The 20,883-nt window shown below is 46.0% G+C and carries 16 protein-coding genes; 9 read left to right on the top strand and 7 right to left on the bottom strand.

Going from position 1 to position 20,883, the window contains the following annotated elements:
- Positions 1–118 precede the first annotated feature (118 nt).
- On the bottom strand, positions 119–433 hold the full coding sequence (locus tag H9W84_RS00150) for a hypothetical protein (protein ID WP_239741144.1): 315 nt from the start codon (positions 431–433) through the stop codon (positions 119–121).
- Between the two features lie 307 nt (positions 434–740).
- Positions 741–1,565 (bottom strand): nucleoside triphosphate pyrophosphohydrolase, encoded by an 825-nt coding sequence (gene mazG / locus H9W84_RS00145; protein ID WP_076775558.1) that lies wholly within the window; start codon positions 1,563–1,565, stop codon positions 741–743.
- A 327-nt stretch (positions 1,566–1,892) separates the two neighbouring features.
- On the opposite strand from mazG, the gene H9W84_RS00140 reads away from it, so the two are divergent.
- Both H9W84_RS00140 and H9W84_RS00135 read left to right on the top strand, forming a co-directional pair.
- A complete protein-coding gene (locus tag H9W84_RS00140; RefSeq protein WP_239741143.1) occupies positions 1,893–3,092 on the top strand; it encodes a nucleotide sugar dehydrogenase in 1,200 nt (399 codons plus the stop codon).
- Between the two features lie 83 nt (positions 3,093–3,175).
- Positions 3,176–4,630, top strand: a complete 1,455-nt coding sequence (locus tag H9W84_RS00135; RefSeq protein ID WP_239741142.1) for a phosphohexomutase domain-containing protein — start codon at positions 3,176–3,178, stop codon at positions 4,628–4,630.
- 137 nt (positions 4,631–4,767) lie between these two features.
- Here H9W84_RS00135 and H9W84_RS00130 read toward each other — a convergent pair whose 3' ends face one another.
- Positions 4,768–5,391: a thiol:disulfide interchange protein DsbA/DsbL gene (locus tag H9W84_RS00130; protein ID WP_239741141.1), complete on the bottom strand. Its 624-nt coding sequence runs from the start codon at positions 5,389–5,391 to the stop codon at positions 4,768–4,770.
- Between the two features lie 529 nt (positions 5,392–5,920).
- Here H9W84_RS00130 and ubiG point away from each other — a divergent pair.
- The 4 genes from ubiG (at position 5,921) to H9W84_RS00110 (ending at position 8,645) form a co-directional block, all read left to right on the top strand.
- The gene (gene ubiG / locus H9W84_RS00125; RefSeq protein ID WP_239741140.1) at positions 5,921–6,655 is read left to right on the top strand and encodes a bifunctional 2-polyprenyl-6-hydroxyphenol methylase/3-demethylubiquinol 3-O-methyltransferase UbiG; all 735 of its coding nucleotides are present in this window, start codon (positions 5,921–5,923) and stop codon (positions 6,653–6,655) included.
- Between the two features lie 40 nt (positions 6,656–6,695).
- Positions 6,696–7,406, top strand: coding sequence for an HAD family hydrolase (locus tag H9W84_RS00120; protein ID WP_239741139.1), 711 nt, complete (start codon positions 6,696–6,698; stop codon positions 7,404–7,406).
- A 112-nt stretch (positions 7,407–7,518) separates the two neighbouring features.
- Positions 7,519–8,289 (top strand): YciK family oxidoreductase, encoded by a 771-nt coding sequence (locus H9W84_RS00115; protein WP_239741138.1) that lies wholly within the window; start codon positions 7,519–7,521, stop codon positions 8,287–8,289.
- Positions 8,290–8,378: 89 nt separating this feature from the next.
- Positions 8,379–8,645: a DksA/TraR family C4-type zinc finger protein gene (locus H9W84_RS00110; RefSeq protein ID WP_065253892.1), complete on the top strand. Its 267-nt coding sequence runs from the start codon at positions 8,379–8,381 to the stop codon at positions 8,643–8,645.
- Between the two features lie 38 nt (positions 8,646–8,683).
- On the opposite strand, the gene H9W84_RS00105 is transcribed toward H9W84_RS00110, so the two are convergent.
- From H9W84_RS00105 to H9W84_RS00095, 3 genes are all read right to left on the bottom strand, one after another.
- Complete coding sequence (locus tag H9W84_RS00105) at positions 8,684–10,342, bottom strand: phospholipase D family protein (RefSeq protein WP_239741137.1); 1,659 nt, start codon at positions 10,340–10,342, stop codon at positions 8,684–8,686.
- Between the two features lie 38 nt (positions 10,343–10,380).
- On the bottom strand, positions 10,381–11,286 hold the full coding sequence (locus H9W84_RS00100) for a crotonase/enoyl-CoA hydratase family protein (protein ID WP_239741136.1): 906 nt from the start codon (positions 11,284–11,286) through the stop codon (positions 10,381–10,383).
- Positions 11,287–11,478: 192 nt separating this feature from the next.
- Positions 11,479–14,775: an ATP-binding protein gene (locus H9W84_RS00095; protein ID WP_239741135.1), complete on the bottom strand. Its 3,297-nt coding sequence runs from the start codon at positions 14,773–14,775 to the stop codon at positions 11,479–11,481.
- 378 nt (positions 14,776–15,153) lie between these two features.
- Here H9W84_RS00095 and cysM point away from each other — a divergent pair, with 378 nt between their 5' ends.
- From cysM to H9W84_RS00080, 3 genes are read left to right on the top strand one after another with little or no spacing between them, the layout of a single operon-like run.
- On the top strand, positions 15,154–16,077 hold the full coding sequence (cysM, locus tag H9W84_RS00090) for a cysteine synthase CysM (protein WP_239741134.1): 924 nt from the start codon (positions 15,154–15,156) through the stop codon (positions 16,075–16,077).
- 39 nt (positions 16,078–16,116) lie between these two features.
- Positions 16,117–16,986, top strand: coding sequence for a 3'-5' exonuclease (locus H9W84_RS00085; protein WP_239741133.1), 870 nt, complete (start codon positions 16,117–16,119; stop codon positions 16,984–16,986).
- Positions 16,983–17,687, top strand: coding sequence for a fumarylacetoacetate hydrolase family protein (locus H9W84_RS00080; protein ID WP_239741132.1), 705 nt, complete (start codon positions 16,983–16,985; stop codon positions 17,685–17,687). Before H9W84_RS00085 ends, H9W84_RS00080 begins: the two co-directional genes overlap by 4 nt.
- 82 nt (positions 17,688–17,769) lie before the next feature.
- On the opposite strand, the gene H9W84_RS00075 is transcribed toward H9W84_RS00080, so the two are convergent.
- Entirely contained in the window at positions 17,770–20,736 is a 2,967-nt protein-coding gene (locus H9W84_RS00075; protein WP_239741131.1) for an insulinase family protein, read from the bottom strand.
- Positions 20,737–20,883: the final 147 nt, after the last annotated feature.

Genomic DNA, 20,883 nt, shown 5'->3' with positions numbered 1-20,883 from the left:
GACTCAGTATACCTTGCCAACGCCTTTGGAACAATAAATCTTGGGCAATAAAAAAGCCAAAACCCAGTCAGGTTTCGGCTTTTGCTATGCACTAAAGTCTTGTGGCGATAACGAGAAATTATCTTGGCTGACCTTTTGCATGCTCTCCTTTTATATGAGGGTGACCACGGTTTACTTTGACCTGTTTTTTGACATAATGTTTTTTCACCTGTTTTCTAACAGGTTTTTTGACAATTTTTTTAACAGGTTTATGGCGTAACTCATTTTTGTGAGCCTCTTTTTTATGACGCACGTTTTTATGAGTCACTTTTTTGTGAGTTACGTTTTGGCTAGGTGCGTTATGGGCAGGTACAGGTGGTACAGCCGGTGCTGCAAAAGCGGTTGTTGAAGCAAATACCAAAGCTAGGGCGGATGCAAATAGTGTTTTTTTCATAGTCGTCTCTTAAAATATTATTGTTATACCGATTTATGTAATGGATCAACAAGATTGAATAAACAAGATAGATTCAATGACAAACGAATCAAACCTTGTGTTAAATCAAAGCTATTAAATCAATGCTATTAACCAAATTGGTTTAATACATAGGTTTAATGAGTTGATGTGAGCTATTATGCCACCCCAAACTTAGTACAAACTTAGCTAAAAAACTGTTTTACCAAAAAAATGTACATGGCATGTAAACAGGGTATTAGCTGTCAATAATACTAGACCCTAAAACCTAGCTCGTGCTCAAAACCCCTTATATAAGTTTTTCATGCTGTTTTGCCAAATCCCACAAGTTATCCATTTCGGCTAAGCTAGCAGTTTCAGGGGTTTTACCCATTTTGGCGAGCTCATCTTCAATAAAGCCAAAACGAGAGCGAAATTTATGCACGGTGGTCAAAGTCGCTTTTTCGCTATCAATGCCCAATTTGCGGGCAATATTGACTAGGGCAAAAAAACAATCCCCCAGTTCTTTTTCTAGCAGCGCTTTTTGCTCAGGCGTCGGTTTTTGACCATCGATTGGTAAGATTTCTTTGAGCTCTGCCACTTCTTCATCCAATTTGTCCACCGCACCTGACACCACATCCCAATCAAAACCGACTTTATTGGCAGTTTTTTGTAGTTCTTGCGCTTGCATTAACGCTGAGCCTGCCTTGACCGCATCAAGGGTGCGGCGATGGTTTATCAGTTTACCCTGTTTGGCTTTTTCGGCATTTTCCAAGGCTTTGATTTCATCCCAGCGTTTTTTGACATCTTCATCGGTTTTTAGATTTTCTTTGTCGAACACATGCGGGTGACGGCGAATGAGTTTTTGTTGCAAGGTGAAAATCACCTCGCTGATATCAAACTGCTGCTGTTCTTCATATAGACAAGCGTGAAAAACCACTTGTAACAGCACATCGCCAAGCTCACCCTTGATGTCGTCAATGTCACCCGATTGTATGGCTTCGACAAGCTCATAGGTTTCTTCTAGGGCGTAGGGAATGAGGCTGTCGTTGGTTTGTTTTTTATCCCAAGGGCAGTCTTGGCGCAGTCGTGCCATTAAGGCAATGAGGTCGGCAAAATTGGAAGTCGGTTGCATCGTTATCTCTGAAGGGTGATTGATAGTAAATGATGAAAAATTCACAATATAATTGACCTAGCTATTTTAGCGCATTTGACATGGCAATCTAAGCCCATTGGTGAGTATTTACCTTGACAGTCTAGATGCCTAAAATACAGAGGCTTCAAATACAAATACCTAAAACACAGAGGCTGCAAAATAATCGTTGTCATTGCTATGCCATTTTGTCAAACTATAGTGATATTGGCAAAAACTTACCTAATTTAAAAATACAAGAAATATCAAGGCTAAAAATACGCGACGGTGTCGCCAATTTTTGCTGCGATTTGTAAGGTTCCATCACCCATGATTACAACCATCTTTGTCATTGGGGCAGGCTATGTCGGCCTGTCCAATGCTGTCTTATTAGCCCAGCCTAAACTTGCTAACCAAGTCACCTTGGTCGATATCGATGCCCAAAAAATTGTCCAATTACAACAGCAAGCGTCGCCGATTGACGATGCGTTGATTGCGCAGTTCTTGGTAACCCAGTCCTTGAATTTAGCAGCGCAGTTGGTGAGTGAGGCGGATTTTTCAACCGCAGATTTGGTGATTATTGCCACACCGACCAATTACGATGTCGCCACGGGTAAATTTGATACCTCATCGGTGGAGACCAGTATCCAAACGGTACGCACTCATAACGCACAAGTACCGATTGTGATCAAATCGACTGTGCCGATTGGATTTACCCGTGACATGCAGGCAAAATTTGATACGCGTATTTTATTTATGCCGGAGTTTTTGCGGGAAGGCAAAGCGTTATATGACAACCTGCATCCGTCACGTATTATCGTTGGCTGTGATATAAACCATGTGCCAGCGCTGCAAGATGTTTGTCACCAACTAATCGTCCAATACCAAACCGCCAGCGAACAAACCCACACCCCAAGCCAAATCATGCCGCCTACTGAGGCAGAGGCGGTCAAACTATTTGCCAATAGCTACCTTGCCACACGCATTGCATTTTTTAACGAGTTAGATAGCTTTGCCGAAAGCATGGGGCTTGATAGTGAGTCGATTATCACCGGTGTGAGCTTAGACCCGCGGATTGGCATGCATTACAACAACCCATCATTTGGCTATGGTGGTTACTGTCTACCCAAAGACACCCAACAGCTTAAAGCCAATTATGAAGGGATTCCTGCCAATGTGATTCATGCGGTGGTGGATGCCAACAATACCCGCAAACGCTTTATCGCCCGTCAAATTATCGCCAAGCAGCCTAATACCGTGGGTGTGTACCGCTTGAGCATGAAAAAAGATGCCGATAACTTTAGAGATTCTGCAATTTTGGACATTATTGAACTGCTCAAACAACATGCCATTGATGTACAAATCTATGAGCCCAGTCTGTCGTCAGCGCAGTTTATGGATTGTCCCGTAGTCAATGATTTAGCAAGTTTTTTACAAACCAGCGACGTGATTGTCGCGAACCGATTACATCCCGAATTAGCGCACGTCAAGGCAAAAGTGTATAGCCGCGATGTATTTGGTGATAGCTGATCATTGCTAGTGAATAACTGATTTTGAGTAATTAACAGTTAATTGAATGACATTCTTAATTCTTAATCCCATGAGCCACGTATATGAATGATTTTTCTCCCATCACAATTTCGTCTTTTAAAGCCTATGACATCCGCGGCGAACTCGGTAAAAATCTTGACGAGGACATTGCCTACCGTATCGGACGTGCTTTCGCCCAATTTTTGAGTGCACCGCTATCAAATCAGCAAAAACCAGCGATTGTGATTGGCTGTGATATCCGCCCCAGTAGTGAAGCCCTTAAAAAAGCCGCCATACAAGGCATATTAGATGCAGGTATTGATGTGATTGATTTGGGCATGACAGGCACTGAAGAAGTGTATTTTGCCACCAGCCACTATGGCGCGATTGGCGGTATTGAAGTGACCGCCAGTCACAACCCCATTAATTATAACGGGCTAAAATTGGTGCGTGAACAGTCCAAACCCATTAGCGCAGATACCGGCTTGGCAGACATTCAACAAATCGCAGAAAAAGGCGCGTTCAAAGCGGCAGCCAGTAAGGGCGAGTATCAGTTAAAAGAAGACAAAACCGCCTATATCGACCATCTCATAAGCTATATTGACGTCAACGCGTTACGACCTTTGACAGTGGTCGTCAACTGTGGCAACGGTAGTGCCGCGCCAACAATTGATTTGCTTGAGCAGCGTCTACAAGCTGCCAACGCGCCTATTAATTTTATCAAAATCAATCATGCGCCTGATGGCAGTTTTCCCAATGGTATTCCCAATCCCATGATTATTGCCAACCGTAAAGTGACAGCAGACAAGCTGTTGGCAGAGAAAGCGGACTTAGCGATTGCGTTTGATGGCGATTTTGACCGCTGTTTTTTCTTTGATGAAAACGCTCGATTTTTAGAAGGCACTTATGTAGTGGGGGTGCTTGCCAAAGCTTTCTTGGATAAAAACCCTGCCGAGGCGATTGTTTATGACCCGCGCAATATCTTAAATACCGAAAGCGTCATCGCGGCGGCCGGTGGCAAAGCGACCATCAGTAAGTCAGGGCATTCTTTTATCAAACAAGTCATGCGTGAAAACAATGCAGTGTATGGCGGCGAGATGTCTGCGCATCATTATTTCCGCGATTTTAACTACTGCGATAGTGGCATGATTCCTTGGTTATTGGTGATTGAATTGCTATCAAAATCAGGCAAAACAGAAGCGCCAAAAAAACTGTCGCAACTGGTTGATGAGATGATTGCCGCTTTTCCTATCTCAGGCGAGATTAACTTTAAATTAGACGGTATCACTGCGCCTGCGGTATTGGCAAAACTTGAAGAAAGCTACCAACAATTTGATAGCCAAACGGCGACCCTCGATAAACTCGATGGCTTGTCGGTCAATTTTCCACGCTGGCGCTTTAATGTTCGCGCCTCTAACACTGAGCCACTGATTCGTCTCAATGTTGAAGCAAGCGGTGATAAAACGCTACTGGATGAAAAAACCAAACAGCTAGAAAATTGGATTGTGGCAAAAGGCGGCACGCCAGCCGACCACTAGGTTTTATTAACTAACATACAAAAAGCCGCTGCTACAAAAAAGCCGTTTCAATGAATTATCATTAAAGCGGCTTTTTTATTATTTAAGCTAAAACCCTCTAGGCTAAAACCATTGATGCTCAGCAAATGGCTGTCAGATTATTTACCACCACGCTCAGCACGGGCTTTATTGATAAGATAATTAACCACTTGTGGCACTTTACCATCCTCACCCTCAACAACGTATTTGCCATCAACGACAACCGCAGGTACCCCTGACAGTTGGAAGCGCTGCGCCGCATCTTTTGAACGCGCGATACGGGTATTCACCGCAAAAGAATTGTACATGCTGTTAAATTTATTGATATCCACGCCTTTTGATGCGTACCATTGGCCGATAGAGGCTTGGTCAAACAATTTTTGGCGGTCTTTTTGAATGGCGTCAAACATCGCTTGGTGGGTTTTGCCTTGATAACCTAACAACTGTGCGGCATAAAAACCGCGCGCGTTTTGTTCCCACACAGGGTTCATCGCAGCTGGCGTCTGCATAAACACCACATCAGCTGGCAATTTTTTTGACCACTGTGCCATGTAAGGTTCTAATTTGTAGCAGTGAGGGCAACCATACCAAAAAAATTCGCGAACAATGATTTTATTGCCTTCAATTTTCTCTGGGTTTGCAAGCACCTTATAGTCTTGACCCGCTACAAAATCTGCAGCTTGGGTTGGTAAACTGGTCAAGCCGATAGCGGCGGCGATTGCGGTCATTGCTAATTTTTTCATGGTTGCCTCATTAACAGTCAAATCATAGGGTCTAGCACGGCTAATATCTTATAAAGAATAGTATCTTATAGAAAATCGCTTGCTAGCAGGGCTCAAAATACGAAAATACCTGCGCGTTATACTATCATAAATTGAAGAAGCGCCTAAGTGTAATCCTTTGTAAACTAAAAAAAACTACAGTGGTGAAAAACATAAGCAATATGTTAATTAAATTTTCTAAATTACAAAGTATAATTTTTAAGTTTATTTTATCAGTAATGCCCAAAATTAGGTGGTTATGCGGCTGGGTAGTGATAAGCTATTTTACCCTACAAATTTATCCTACAATTTTACGCTATCAGCCTGCCACATAAATTCTACAGCGCATGGGCTAAAAACTGTTAGAATAAGGCTATTTTTGATAGCAATTGTGGTTAGCAAGCAACCGTATTTCAAAAAACGCGATAACACGCTATTGAAGTAACGCTATTAAAGTAAAAAGTATCGAATTAAAAAAATAGCGAAGTAAAAATCAAACGGAACTATCATCATGACACAACCGAACTTACAGCAAAACGTCGACTTACAAGAAGTACAAAAATTCACCGACCTTGCCAATGAATGGTGGGACAAATCAGGCGCGTTTGCCACCTTGCACCAAATCAATCCGCTACGCTTAAACTGGATTGAACAGCAAACCATCGCCCGCCAGCAATCAGGATTAACGGGCAAAAAAGTATTAGATGTCGGCTGTGGTGGTGGTATTTTGTCGTATAGCATGGCGGTGCGCGGCGCCACAGTGACGGGTATTGATTTGGGAGAGGCGAACATCAAGGCAGCACAGATCCATGCCGAGCAAACTAGCCAAGCGATTAATTTTGCTTGTGTTGCTGTAGAAGATTTTGCCAAAGCGCACGCTGGTGAGTTTGATGTGGTGACTTGTATGGAAATGCTCGAGCACGTGCCAGACCCGCAATCCATTATCAATGCTTGTTTTACCCTGCTCAAACCCAATGGCGTATTGGTACTATCGACCATCAATCGCAACCCAAAATCCTACCTGTTTGCGGTGATTGGCGCTGAATACCTATTACGCTTGCTGCCACGCGGCACACATGATTATGAAAAATTCATCACCCCAGCCGAGCTAGATCGTTTTGCTCAGCGTGCAGGCTGCAAGCGCCAAGATTTAATTGGTTTACATTACAATCCACTTATCAAGCACTATTGGCTAGCACAAAATGTTGACGTTAACTACATGATGGCAGTCTACAAACCTCAGTAGTTGGCTTTACTAAAATATTAATCGTTGATTTGAGCAAAAAATGACTGAAAAATGCCAAGCTGTATTGTTTGACCTTGATGGTACCTTGATAGATACAGCGCCTGATTTTATCCGGATTATTAAGGTGATGTGCGCCAGACACAATCATCCTGCGCCTAGCGATGCAGCGATTCGTGAGCAAGTTTCTGCGGGCGCCAGAGCGATGGTCAAGCTGATGTTTGGCGAGCTTGCCGATGTGACTGAGGATGACCCAACCTTGCTCGCTTATCGGCAAGAGTTTTTGGACACCTATGAGGCCGATATCTGTGTCGATAGTCGCTTGTTTGATGGGCTTGATTCGCTGTTAACACACTTGGAATCACGTGGCATTGTATGGGGCATTGTCACCAATAAGCCGCGTTATTTGGCGGAAAATTTGTTAGACAAGCTGCAGCTAACTGAGCGCTGTGCGGTTCTGGTATGCCCTGATGATGTGAAACACACCAAACCTGACCCAGAGCCCATGTATTTGGCAGTCGCGCGGTTGAACGAACAACTCGGGCGTCAGCTACAGCCTGAAAATTGTGTGTATGTCGGTGACCATATCCGTGACATTCAAGCGGGCAATGCGGCGAATATGCGCACGATTTTGGCAGCTTATGGCTACATTCCCCCTGAAGACCAAGCGGATTTGGGCAGTTGGGGTGCAGATAACATAATCCATAGCGTCGCTGAATTGACCGCTTTGCTTAGCGATTGGACGGATGCTTGAGTGGATACCTGAACAAGCGACTAGGCGCTTGATGCATAGACAAGGTGTTAACAATTTGCCCAATTTTTAGGGAATTTTTTAGCAAGCTTTTGAGAAAAATTTTGAGGAAACTATGACTTTAGCAACGCATGATGATATCCGTAACTTTATCCCACCTACCGATTGTCTAAAAGGTAAAAATATTTTGGTCACAGGGGCAGGTGATGGCATCGGCAAAGCAGCAGCGCTAAGCTATGCAAAATATGGCGCGACCGTGCTACTACTTGGCAAAACCGCGAGCAAGCTTGAAGCCGTGTATGACCTAATTGAAGCAGAAGGCGGTGCACAGCCTGCCATGTTACTGATGAATTTAGAGAGCGCCAGCTACACAGAAATGCAGCAATTGGCGATTTTGATTGAGCGTGAAGTCGGGCATTTGGACGGTGTTTTACACAATGCAGGGTTGCTCGGTGTATTGACCCCACTTGAAATGTATGACCCGATTATTTTTGAGCAAGTGATGAAAGTCAATTTTAATGCTACCTTTACCCTTACCCAAGCTTTGCTACCGCTACTCAAATCTGCGCAAAGTGGCTCAGTGGTGTTTACCTCTAGTAGTGTCGGCAGCCGTCCACGCGCGTTTTGGGGGGCATATGCGCTGTCAAAATTGGCGGTAGAGGGGATGAGCGATATTTTCACCCAAGAAACCCAAAAAACCACCACCCTGCGCTTTAACTGCATCAATCCCGGTGCCACGCGTACCCAAATGCGGGCTGCTGCCTATCCGAGCGAAAATCCCAACACCTTGCTTGCGCCCGAAGACTTGATGAGTGCGTATGTTGCCTTGATGAGTGATGAGGCGGCAGGTATCAAAGGTCAGGTAATTGATTTACAGCCACAATAAAATGGCGCGATGACGGCTTTAATACGCTATTGAAATTTGACAAAATCACTACCATATTATGGTTAACCTATTAAAACCTAAGGAAAAATATGGCAAGTGGTTGGGCTGCGGATGGCGCAGAAAACGAGCAAATTGAAGCGACTATTAATGATGCGATTGAACGGGCAAAACGGGCATTGCCACAGGGCGAGAGCCTAACGCATTGTGAGGAGTGCGATGCCCCAATCCCCGAAGCACGGCGTCTTGCGATGCCAGGGGTGCACTTGTGCGTGCGTTGTCAACAATCGCTAGAACAGCATCAGAAAAAAGTTGAGCTATTTAATCGCCGTGGTAGTAAAGATAGCCAATTGCGCTAAGCGTATTGGTGAATGCTGTAGTTCATAATAATTACAGCTTATAAAAATTTTTCAAGCGGTAGGTGCGATAGCATCCATACTAGCGTACGCTGCCAAGCCTTGGTTTGTGGCTCTTCATCATACGTGACGATTTGACCGTTCTCGAGCGTTGACCACTGAATATTGTCATCTTTGAGCGACAAGGTGTAGCTAGTTGTTGGCAAGGCCTGCAAAAATTCATTGCGGATTTTGTTGGCAAGTACAGGGTGGGCGATGGCAACGCCGAGTTCGGTATTGGTCAAGGCTGAACGCGGATCAAAGTTGAACGAGCCGATATACACCTTTTCACCATCGCTTTCAAACGTTTTGGCATGCAAGCTGGTGGCAGAGCTTCCCGTCAAGTATGAATCACGCAGATTGTCTTTGATGGCGTTGGGTTTTAGTTCATATAGCTTGACCCCAGCTTTGAGTAAGTCTTTGCGGTGTTTGGCATAGCCAGAATGCACAAGCTTGACATCGGTGGCGCTCATGGCATTGGTCAAAATATTCACCGCTACGCCTTTTTTTGCAAGGTTGATAAAATAGTCTTTGCCTTGCTCCGTGGGGACAAAATACGCAGAGATTAAATTGAGTTCACGGCTGATTTTACCTAAGCTTTGGTTGATGTCTAACCCTTGGGTATTGGCTTTGCTGCCCAGTTTGTCGGGATTGTCCGTCAATAGCTGCACGCTTGCCCAGTAGAGCGGCAATTTTTGTTGTTTGATTTGGTTGACAAAGTCGATTGCCACCAAGCGCTTTAGATAGTCGTTTTTCAGCTTTAGCACAGGGTCGAGTTGTTGTGACGCGGGTTTATCGGCTTTTTGGGTTTTTGGAATAAACACTTGGTTCAGGGCGGATGGCTCAGGTTTTTTGACCAAATCGGTGATAGGAAAAGCCAGTTTATGGTTCCAATATTGGTCAAATGCTTGTGACATCTGCGGCACAATATGCCCAACCATCAGCACATCTAGGTCAGAAAATACCATCTCTTGGTTTAAAGAAAAATACTCATCCCCGATATTGCGCCCGCCTGTGATGGTGATTTGGCTATCAGCGGTGATGGATTTGTTGTGCATACGATGATTGAGCCGCTCAAAATCGCCCACAAACCCTAGCCAGCGCCACGAGCGAAAACGATTGGGGTTCATCAATCTTACTTCAATATTGGGGTGCTCATTAAGTACCCACAGTGTTGGGTCGAGACCACGGGTATTGTTGTCATCTATTAACAATCGCACGCGCACACCGCGCTCTGCCGCTTCTTTAATGGCTTGGAACATCAGATTGCCAGTGATGTCGTTATTCCAAATATAATACTGCACATCTAGCGTTTTTTCTGCGGTGCTAATGAGCAGCATACGTGCGGCAAACGCATCCATGCCATCGGGCAAGGGATAAACGCCCGTTTTTTGTGGATTGCTTTTAACCAACTCTGCGATGCCATCAGCCATGCTTTGCGAGCCAAATTGGCGAAAACGACTGGAGGGCTCATCAGGTGGCATATCGGTTGCCACCGTTTTTTGATGGTCTTTGGTAATGACGGCAGTTTGATAGGTGCTGGATTTGCTCGTGTTGGCAGGCAGGCGACCCCACCAGGCGATAAAAAACAAAATCGCCATACATACCAAAAATAGGCTGGCTAAAAAAATAAGACGACGTTTGAACAGGGGTCTTAGCATGATGGCACTCACCAAGGTCAATTAAGCCATGGGTTAAATTAGTTAAATTGACGCCCAATAAATTTGACGGTTTCATCCTTGGCTTTTTTGACGGCAAGCTTGCGGTTTTGTCCCAGCAGTAATTTGATTTGCCACAGTTTTTCTTGATACAAGGTTGTTGCAGGCGTGTGATACATGGCATTGATGATGCGTTTGCTCGCCAGCACGGCATCTGGGGAGCGACTGCTTAATTCTGTGACCAAATTCTTCGCAACTTCCATCGGTGTATCGCTTAGATGGCTGACCACACCGTAGTCAAAGGCTTGCTGACCGTCAAAAACCCGTGCCGTCATCGCTAATTCCTTGACGATATCGGCGCGTAGCACCCCTATCGCAGACTGGGTCAGTCCCATATCCGCTACCAGTCCCCATTTGGCTTCCATAATGGCAAATTGGCAATCCGCTGTGGCGATACGGATATCGGTCGCCAGTGCCAACTGTAGTCCTGCGCCAAGGCAATGTCCATGCAGTATACTGATGACAGGCATCGGCAGTTCTCGCCACACAAGGCACACTTTTTGAAATTTACTTTGGAACGGTTTGATAAGCTCCCAAGCGACCTGCTTTAGATTTTTTGGGTTGTTTAAATCCGCCAAATCGATGCCGGTAGAAAAGCTTTTACCTTCACCTGCCAAAATCACCGCCCGCACGTCCGTCCATGTGGTGAGCAGGTGGGCTAAATCAATGAGTTTATCCATCAACGCAAAACTTAACGCATTGCGCTTGTCAATCCGTGTCAGCCAAACAATGACGCTATCATCACCGCTAAGTTCCAACCGCACATCGGGCGCAAGGTTATCGTTTGCCGCTTTGATACGCTGCGCTAAAGATGAAGCAGTAGCACGCTGAGAAAATGGCAAAAACCCTACACCCGGCAATATTTTTGATACCGACAAAACCGACATACGCATCCTTAAAATTTGACCAACCCAATAAACTTAAAAAAATGTTGCAAGAACGCGAAGATTTGCAATCATTAATCTCACTTTACTGATTTTGTTGGTTAGGCACAAGAGGCGATATCGGACGATACGTTTAAGAAAGGTAACGTGGGATAGCAAGTATGCCAAACCTAGGAGACATTGTGCTGATGGGTGTCAAATCATCTTCCAAGTCATGTCGTTTTCTTTGAGCTGGGCATATTTGAGTGCAGGGAATTGGCTCAAATCAGCCTGTGCCAAGTTATCGAGCGCTTGTAGCATTTGCTCATAATAAGGTGCCAAAATGGCAAATTGCGCAGGCGAGCTATTGTTGATATTTAGCAAGCACTTGTCTTCAAGATTTTGACTGGCTTGGCGGAGCTGTGGTACGCCCGTATAACGACTCGCCCCTAAAATGCGATGCGCCGCGTGGGACAAGGCTTGCCTGTCGTGGCGCTGCCAAGCCTGCTGCAAGTCACTTTTTTCCTGCTCAATCGACTCAATCAGCAAGGTAATCAAGTTGGCTGCCAAATCAGGCTTACCTGCTACCCGCATCACCGCATCATCCCAATCAATGACAGCAAGACTTGCTAGTGACTCAGCGCTATGCTGACTGCTGACTGATGGTAGGCTTGGTAGATTAGTGTTGTCATCGGTAGTAGTCGCTGAGACGGCTAATGGCGTATGAGCAAATACGGCACTCTCTTTGGGGGCTATAGATGCAGTACGCAGGTTATTTGCCACAGACGTTATCGACCGCGCCGAGATGGGTGAGTTGATAGCCGATTTGTCAGAAGCCACATCAGCGGTTGAGTCAAAAGTCACATCAGCGGATACGGACGTGCTGTGTTTACCCAACCAGCGTTGCAGGATTTGCAATAACTGGGCTTGGCTGATTGGCTTGCCCACATAGTCATCAATCCCAGATGCCAATAATGTATCGCGTTCATCCGATAGACTATGTGCGGTCAGGGCAATAATCGGAATATGTTGATGTCCTGCTTGCGTTTCAACCTTACGGATTTGGATGGCGGCTTCACTGCCTGACATTCTTGGCATTTGAATGTCCATAAAGATCAAATCCACGGCAGTATCGCTTTGTGACTGGTGGGTAGTGATGTATTCAATGGCATCAAACCCACTATTAACCGTCACCACATTAATGCTCAGCTCAGCTAATAAGGCTTCTAGTACCAATAAATTGGGTAGATGGTCATCCACGGCAAGCACAGTAAAGCCATGCCACTGCGGCAGTGTGGGCTCTTGGCTACTGGCAGAATTGCTATCGAGCAGCTGATAAAGTTGGCGACGATCGAGCGGCTGATACAAGGCTTGTGCTTGGTAACGCGACAACAATTCTGGCTCAAGATTGACTTGATAGCCAAATAGTAGCAACTTACCGGCATAATGTAAGCGTACTTGTTTGAGCAGCGACGTGGTATCCTCAGTGGTACCATTGTCCACGATGACCCAATCCCAATGATTGCCTGTTTCTTTGAGCGATTCAAGTAGGCTGGCTAGCGTGCTTGCGGTAGTAATGGCAATCGGCAATTCGCGCAGCGAGCCTTTTAACACTTGTAAGCTTGCAGGATGGTCAATCCATACCAAGATATTTACCACAGCGATAGCATCAGCCGCCACATAACCGGCATCAGTTTTTGGCGCGATGATGGCAGGTAACTGCCAAATGGGCTCATGGATAAGCAGCCGCTGCTGCTCTTGGTTACTGATGGTCATCGGCAAGGTAAACCAAAACGTCGTGCCTTTGATTTTGTGCGATTGGCTCGCATCACCCACTTGCTCAGTGGCGTTGTCATAAAAACCAATATTGCCGCCCATCAGATAGGTAAGCTGTTTTGAAATCACCAATCCCAACCCTGTACCACCGTACTGGCGAGTAATCGAAGGATCGCCTTGGGAAAAACTTTGAAACAGCACTTTTTGATGCTCAGGTGAAATCCCGCGCCCTGTGTCTTGCACACTGATATGAATTAAATCATCGATGTCATCATCCAAACTGACCCGCACAATGACCTCGCCATCATCGGTAAATTTGATGGCGTTGTTAACAAGATTGGTCAAAACCTGCTTGGTGCGTAACGCATCCCCTACTAGATAATGTGGCACATCGTCATAGAAGAACACCGCCAGGCGTAAATCTTTCTCTGCCGCCAGTGGCGATAGCATATCCACCACATCGTAGATACTGGCATACAGGTCAAATTCATGACTATCTAGTACCAGTTTACCGGCTTCAATCTTAGAAAAATCAAGCACGTCATTGACCAATGCTAATAGGTGCGCTGAAGACTTACGAATCGTTTGCACGTACAAGTCTTGCTCGGCGTTTAAGCCGCCATGACGGGATAATAGGTTGATAAACCCATCAATACTGTTAAGTGGGGTGCGTAATTCGTGACTGATATTGGCTAAAAATGCCGATTTGGTTTGACTGGCTGAAACCGCGGCATCACGCGCATTGCGAATTGAGATGTTTTGCATTTCCATCTCGTCAAAAGCCAAGCGCAAATCATCTTCGGTTTGCTCGGCGTGATTTTTGAGTTCTTGGAAACTTTTATGCAGACGTCTTAAGGTCTTGACCAAGTCCTGTTGCAGTTGGTTGATTTCACCACTGGCGTTGATGGTCATCGGTTTATACAGGTTGTTGGCGTTGGTGCGCTGCAAATGTAACCGCATCTCATAAATCGGCGCAATCCAGCGTCTAGCATATATGTGGGTGGTCAATAGTAGCAGCAAAATGGTAAAGAGTCCAGTAATCGCTAACGCCAACATCACTTGATACCGAGCCACTTGTAGCGGCTCATTATCAATATTGACAATAAGCCACAACGTCGGTAGTGGGGCAGTCGTATTTGCGGGCGGGCTGAGTACCAATTTTCGACCAAATAAACTACTACCCTTGCTATTAAACAGGCTGTTGGATTGGGTGTTAAGCTGCGTCAATAAATAAGTTTGCTGCGTATTGCTTTGCGCTTCAAGGTGTCGTCCCAAAAAAGGCAACAAGCGCGGATTGGGCTGTTGTGACAAATCACCAAAACTGACCAACACTTTGCTTTGTTCGTTGACAATCGCCACACCTTGCAAGTGTTTGTCGTTGATGGCATTTTGTAGGGCAAATTTCACATTGGCTTGCAGTGTCGCCAATTCTTTGGGCGATAGTTCAGCTTTATTTGCGCTGCCTTTATTTGAGCCATTATTGCTATTAGGCTGAGTGGTAGTTGTAGATAGCGCTTGGTTGATTTTAATCAGATTCGTCTGCATGGAAGCGACGACTGGCTGCAGAGTCACCAGCAAATTATCGGCGGTTGATTGCTGAATGGTACGCGCAGCACGGCTGGTATCTGATAACACCAAAAAACCACCCGTCAAGGCGAGTGCGCTAATCGGCAAAAACACCAACAGTATCAACTGTCCATAAGCGGTGGAAAAATCCAAGTGAAATCGTTTGCTCACATTGCTAGCCTTGCATCAGCCTAATTTAGGCATCAGATTTTTTATCAGGGTTTTGGGGTATAGCGTTTCATTTTATAGGATTTTAGCCAATTTTGCTTGTGTCGCTGGGGTTTTTGTCGCAAGTAAATTTTTGACAAGTCTATACCCCAGCAAACAACCGAGATAAAATCAGATGGGGTAGCGGTGGGAAAATGACTTGCACAATAATCATGATTCACCACTGACGGGTGATACGAATTTTGCTAAACTACGCGCGCAATCCAAAAAATTTACTGTTAAAAGAACTAATCAACGCTAGCTAATCTATAAGCTAGACTAAATGCGTCTGCTCAAAACTCGTATTATCAAAAGTTCATGGCCAAAAACTAAGGTTGTCTTATGACCCATAATAATTTCATCACTGAAAACAGCACGCTCAATGACTGCATTGGACATACCCCACTGGTCAAGCTGGCGCGATTTGCACCGCAAACTGACCAAGGCACAGCTACTCTGCTTGCCAAACTTGAAGGTAACAATCCAGCGGGCTCAGTGAAAGACCGCCCTGCCTACAATATGTTTTATCAAGCAGAAAAGCGTGGCACTATCAAGCCAGGCGACACCATCATTGAGGCCACCAGTGGCAATACAGGCATCGCCCTAGCCATGGTCGCAGCAATGCGCGGCTATGCCATGACGCTGATTATGCCTAGCAACTCTACCCAAGAGCGTAAAGACGCGATGGCAGCCTATGGGGCGACATTGATTGAAGTCGATAACATGGAGTCGGCACGCGACCTCGCCCAGCAAATGCAGGCAGAAGGCAAAGGCATCGTACTCGACCAGTTTAACAACCCTGACAACAAACAAGCGCATTATCTGACCACAGGTCCTGAGATTTGGCAGCAAACGAATGGCACGATTACCCATTTTATTAGCTCAATGGGTACCACAGGCACCATCATGGGCGTGTCCAAATACCTAAAAGAACAAAACCCAAAAGTGCAAATTATTGGTTTACAACCTGCTGAAGGCGCTAATATCGCAGGGATTCGCCGATGGCCAGCCGCCTATTTGCCAAAGATTTTTGAGCCAAGTTTGGTGGATAGGGTGATGGACATCGATCAGCACGATGCGGAAGTGTTTATGCGTAAGCTTGCCCGCGAAGAAGGGATTTTTGCGGGGGTATCATCAGGTGGTGCGGCGTGGGCAGCGTACCAAATCGCTAAAGAACACCCGGATGCGGTGATTGCATTTATCGTCTGTGACCGTGGCGATCGTTATCTATCAACAGGGTTGTTTGGTGTTAAAGATGATGCTTAATACCCAATAACCTAAAGCAGAAACTAACAAGGAAGTATTATGGCTACGCTAGCGCCGATTTTAGTATTTGATATCGAAACCATACCCGATGTTGCCACAGGCAAGCGGCTATACTCTGAGTTGGCTGGGTTATCGGATAACGATGCCATGACCAAGCTTATGGCACTGCGTGAGCAAGATGTTGGGCATCCTTTTATGCCACTGCCTTTGCACCAAATCGCCTGTCTTTCGGTGTTGTGGGTGGCGGGTGGCAAAATGACCCTCAAATCGCTGTCGCTGGCTGACCATAGCGAAGCGCAAATGATTCAAACCTTTTTTAATGCCATCGAAAAAAATCCGTTGTTGGTGAGCTGGAATGGCAAGGGCTTTGATATACCCGTCATGGTATATCGGGCGTTACAGCATGGTTTAACCGCGCCCAAGCTGTTTAGCCAAACCGGTGAGATGAGATACAACAACTATATCAACCGCTATCATGACCGTCATACCGATTTGATGGTGAAGCTTGCCATGAATAGCACGTCGCAAAAACTCGATGTCGTGGCATCCTTATGCGGCTTTGCAGGCAAGCAAGCGTTGGACGGCTATGATGTGGTGCCTATGGTGCAAGCAGAAGCATGGGATAAGCTCACCACTTATTGTGAAAGTGATGTGCTCAATACTTGGCTGATTTTTTTGCGCTATCAACGACTGACGGGACAGTTTTCAGCTGAGCAAAGTGAGCAATGGGAGTCCACCACCCGAGACTATCTGCAATCGTTCACCAATCAAGACAATAGCCTGCGCCATGATAAGTTTTTGCAAGCGTGGCAACCTGCTAGCAATTTAGCCGCTGACCAACATGTCACTGATATCGCCATCACCCAGCCGCCATCTGATACCCCAACCAACCAAGTAGAATCACCATGAATACCATTTTTCCACCCAGCCAAGTGGTGGCACTGCCCATCCATCAATTCGAGCAAACCTTTCCTGTCCGCCGTGTATATTGCGTGGGGCGCAACTATGCCGACCACGCCCGAGAAATGGGCAGTGACCCAGACCGTGAGCCGCCATTTTTCTTTTGTAAAGCCGGTGACAGTGAGTCGATTATTGCAGTTCGACCCGATAGCGTTGCCCAATTGCCTTATCCGACTAAAACGCAAGCGCTACATTATGAAGTAGAATTGGTGGTTGCGATTGGCAAAGAAGGTGCCAATGTGAGTGTAGCACAGGCTCACGAGCTGATTTTTGGCTATGCCGTGGGGCTCGATATGACGCGCCGCGACTTGCAAAACGAAATGAAAAAATCGGGTCGCCCGTGGGAGATTGGCAAAGCGTTTGACTATTCGGCACCCATTGGCGAAATTTATCCCGTTGCTAGCGTTGCTGAGATACAACAAGCGAATATTTCACTGGCGGTGAATGGCGAGCCCAAACAACAAGGCAATATCAATCAGTTAATCTGGAATGTGGCAGAGACCATTGCCAATTTATCTGAGTTTTTTGAGCTCAAAGCAGGGGATTTGATTTTTACAGGCACGCCAGCGGGCGTCGGTGCGGTGGTCAAAGGCGATACCATACTGGCGCAAATTGACGGACTGGGTAAAATTGAATTGCTGGTTGTGTAAAACGGGTAGTGTAAAAGATGAAAAAAAGGCGCTAATAATAGCGCCTTAATTATTAAAATGATTAATTTTATTGTTACGTTTGTTATAGCACTTTTTCAATCTGAAAACCCATTTTTTGCATGAGTTCAGCTTTATCAAACGGCGCAAGGCTTGCGCGTGTGTAAGGCTTGTCTTTAAGATAAGTTCTTGTCACCCGCTGTAAGTCATCAAGGCTGACCGACAAGATTTTGGCACGCATCGCTTGTTGCCACTCTTTGCCGCGACCATGTAACTCAGCAAACAGTGCCTTGACCGCTTCACCCGCAGGACTTGCGGGCTTATCCATGCCTGCCATCAATCCTAAAATCGCTTCTTCAATCCAAGCATCGGTTTTTTCGCCTGTAGTTTGCGCGAGTAACCAATCAATACTACCCAAAAAATCATCAAACGTGGCTTGGTCACGTGGGTCGCGGTAGCTATAAAACTTGAAAGAGCAAGCATTGCTATCATAGCTCGCGCCGCCGCCATACGCACCGCCTTGCTCACGAATGGTACGATGCAGATAGTTGTTGCGTAGCACGCTTGAGAGCACCATCAAGGCAGGGGCATCGGGATGGTTGGTCGGCACGGCATCAAAGACAAGCGCATGATGAAACACATTGGTTTGCGCAAGCCACGCGATATCGCTACCGTCAGTGGTAATGGGCGATTCGATTAAGGTAGCGGTAGGCTCGTCAACAGGCGCTTGCCAGCTCTCACTAATCGCTTGCTGCAGCGTCGGTAATATCTCTGCTTCGGCGATGATGAGCGCTTGTTTTGGCAGGGCTTTGATGTAGCTATGTAAATTGGCTAATCGCTCTCCCAGCTTTTGCCACGCATTGCTATCTTGCTCCGCTTGCTGCAAAAATTCAGTTAAGCTATTTAATGCAGGCAAACCACCGCGTACATATTCAAGACGGGCGATTTTACTGGTGTTACGGCTCGCTGTTTGCATGGCATACGCATGACCTGCATTGGCAAGGCGCGATTGCCAGCCCATTTGTTTTTGGGTCAGTAGCTCTTCCATCCGCGCATATTCAGTAAAAATAGTGTCGTTGAGCACTTCTTTAAGCAGCTCAATCGCTTCAAATTTACGTGACAATGAGCGGGTAGCGACCACCAAGAAGCTATCCATTTTTTCGGGATTATCAGGTGACGTGCGCTGGCTGATTCTGACAGTCACACCGCTTGAATGGCGTGCTTGTCGCGCTTGAAATGCCAAGGCATCATGTTTGCGCGTGCCCACTTCGCTGATCAAGCTCAGATACGTTGGTAAGTCTGGGTGATTGATGAGCGCTTCATGACCCTCTAGGGGCATAATCACTTGATAATAGTACAGACCGTTGGTGCCTGCTTCATATTCATACAACGTACTTGGCACACCACTTAAAGTGATATCGCGTTTTGTACCTGTTTTAAATTGAATTTGGGCAGGAATATCCGCCAATCCCACTTTGGGTAGCAAATCCACATCATCAGGCGTAGCTTGGCGTTCGGCAAGGGCTTTGGCTTGGGTGACGAGCGCATTACGGGTGTCATCGGTCAGTGCCGCTTCAATGGTGTCAAGTTTGGCTTGCTCATCCTTGGCTTGTTGCTCAGATTTGCTCGCATCAGGGATGAGTGTCAAGCGCACGCGATGCGGATTGTCGAGCAAAAAGCTGCGAATCAAATCGGCGATAAAATCAGGGTTTTGTACTTGCTCACGTAGCCAGTTTAGGTTTTCATCGATGTCCCACACATGCATGGGGTCGCCGTCGTGGATAGCAGTACTAAAGCCTTCAAGCATCAAATTTAGACCATATGGCATACTATCGCCACCGATATGACGTTGGTCGATTTCAATTTGGTGCAAAATGGTTTCAATCGCTTCACTGTCCACAGGCTGGTCTGCCACTTGTTTGAGTAAGTCCAAAATCCCTTGCTCAATGGCATCGCCATGCTCAGGCTCGGAGCCACGGACACCCGCATAAAACACCATCTGATAATGGCTGTCATCCAAGCCCAGTAGCGGCGTTGGGGCAGATGCCAGCGGATGGCTATCAAGATACGCCCGCAGCGGCGAACCGGCATGCTCAACCAATACGCCTTCAAGAAGTCGCATAGCCAGACGCTGCTTACCGTCTAAAATCGATGGTAATAACCATGCCATGACGTGATGGGTTTGTTTGGGTTTCACCGTATCGACACTGTAAGTGTCCGTCACGCTGATTGGCGCGGTCAATGATTTTTCGAGTCGTGAGGCGTGTTTTTGCCCTTTAGCAAACGCTTTGCCTGCCACCGCCAATGCATCCTCATGGATACGGGCTTGGGTCTCTGCCACAGGGATATTGCCAAAGCTCATTACCATCGCATTGCTTGGATGATAGTGACTTTGATGAAAATTGACCAAATCAGCGTGGTTAAGCTCAGTAATGGCAGCAGGCTCACCACCAGAATTGTAGTGATAAGTGGTTGTGGGGAATAAATGACGCGCTAGCGTATGATACAACTGGTCAATCTCGCCACTCATCGCGCCTTTCATTTCATTAAACACAATGCCTTTATACTGGGGTTTGCCGTCTTCATCAAGCTCCACACGAATCCCTTCTTGGGCAAAATCGAGCGGATTTAAACTTGGGAAAAATGTCGCATCTAGGTACACCGACAACAAATTAAAATAATCTTGACGGTTTTGGGTGGCAAACGGATACGCCGTCCAATCTGCCGCAGTAAACGCATTCATAAAAGTATTGAGCGAGCGCTTAATCATGCTAAAAAACGGGTCGCGCACGGGGTATTTTTCAGAGCCACATAGACTGGTATGCTCCAAAATATGCGCTTCGCCGCGGTCGGTCATCGGCTGGGTGCGAAAGCCAATCATAAAGGCATTTTCATCACTGGGGTGGGCGAGGTGATAATGAATCAACCCAGTGGCGTTATGTTCGCTCACCAGCACATCAAGCGATAACGCATCGATGCGCTCATGTGAGCGTAGGGTAAAATCAGGGTGTAGGGTCAAATCTAAAGTAGAGTCGTGAGAAGTTGCGGGCATGAAGTTACCTGTGTGTCATAATAATATTTGTCAGAATTTATCAGCAAAACTAACTGTAAAAAAACAGAAAGTATAGCAGTTTTGTCGGATTTATTTTGAGTTAAATGGGGTCAAAACCTGCTTTATAAAGGCAAAAAAACACAGATA

Origin of the sequence: Moraxella tetraodonis, from assembly GCF_022359095.1 — a bacterium.
Classification (GTDB): Bacteria; Pseudomonadota; Gammaproteobacteria; order Pseudomonadales; family Moraxellaceae; genus Faucicola; species Faucicola tetraodonis.
This window is presented reverse-complemented; position numbering and strand designations above follow the sequence as displayed.

Bases quoted from the DNA above. Each gene is read 5' to 3' on its own strand.
- H9W84_RS00150 (WP_239741144.1), bottom strand. From the start codon at position 433: ATGAAAAAAACACTATTTGCATCCGCCCTAGCTTTGGTATTTGCTTCA.
- ubiG (WP_239741140.1), top strand. From the start codon at position 5,921: ATGACACAACCGAACTTACAGCAAAACGTCGACTTACAAGAAGTACAA.
- H9W84_RS00115 (WP_239741138.1), top strand. From the start codon at position 7,519: ATGACTTTAGCAACGCATGATGATATCCGTAACTTTATCCCACCTACC.
- H9W84_RS00075 (WP_239741131.1), bottom strand. From the start codon at position 20,736: ATGCCCGCAACTTCTCACGACTCTACTTTAGATTTGACCCTACACCCT.
- H9W84_RS00100 (WP_239741136.1), bottom strand. From the start codon at position 11,286: ATGTCGGTTTTGTCGGTATCAAAAATATTGCCGGGTGTAGGGTTTTTG.
- H9W84_RS00105 (WP_239741137.1), bottom strand. From the start codon at position 10,342: ATGCTAAGACCCCTGTTCAAACGTCGTCTTATTTTTTTAGCCAGCCTA.
- mazG (WP_076775558.1), bottom strand. From the start codon at position 1,565: ATGCAACCGACTTCCAATTTTGCCGACCTCATTGCCTTAATGGCACGA.
- H9W84_RS00110 (WP_065253892.1), top strand. From the start codon at position 8,379: ATGGCAAGTGGTTGGGCTGCGGATGGCGCAGAAAACGAGCAAATTGAA.
- H9W84_RS00140 (WP_239741143.1), top strand. From the start codon at position 1,893: ATGATTACAACCATCTTTGTCATTGGGGCAGGCTATGTCGGCCTGTCC.
- H9W84_RS00135 (WP_239741142.1), top strand. From the start codon at position 3,176: ATGAATGATTTTTCTCCCATCACAATTTCGTCTTTTAAAGCCTATGAC.
- H9W84_RS00120 (WP_239741139.1), top strand. From the start codon at position 6,696: ATGACTGAAAAATGCCAAGCTGTATTGTTTGACCTTGATGGTACCTTG.
- H9W84_RS00130 (WP_239741141.1), bottom strand. From the start codon at position 5,391: ATGAAAAAATTAGCAATGACCGCAATCGCCGCCGCTATCGGCTTGACC.
- H9W84_RS00080 (WP_239741132.1), top strand. From the start codon at position 16,983: ATGAATACCATTTTTCCACCCAGCCAAGTGGTGGCACTGCCCATCCAT.
- H9W84_RS00085 (WP_239741133.1), top strand. From the start codon at position 16,117: ATGGCTACGCTAGCGCCGATTTTAGTATTTGATATCGAAACCATACCC.
- cysM (WP_239741134.1), top strand. From the start codon at position 15,154: ATGACCCATAATAATTTCATCACTGAAAACAGCACGCTCAATGACTGC.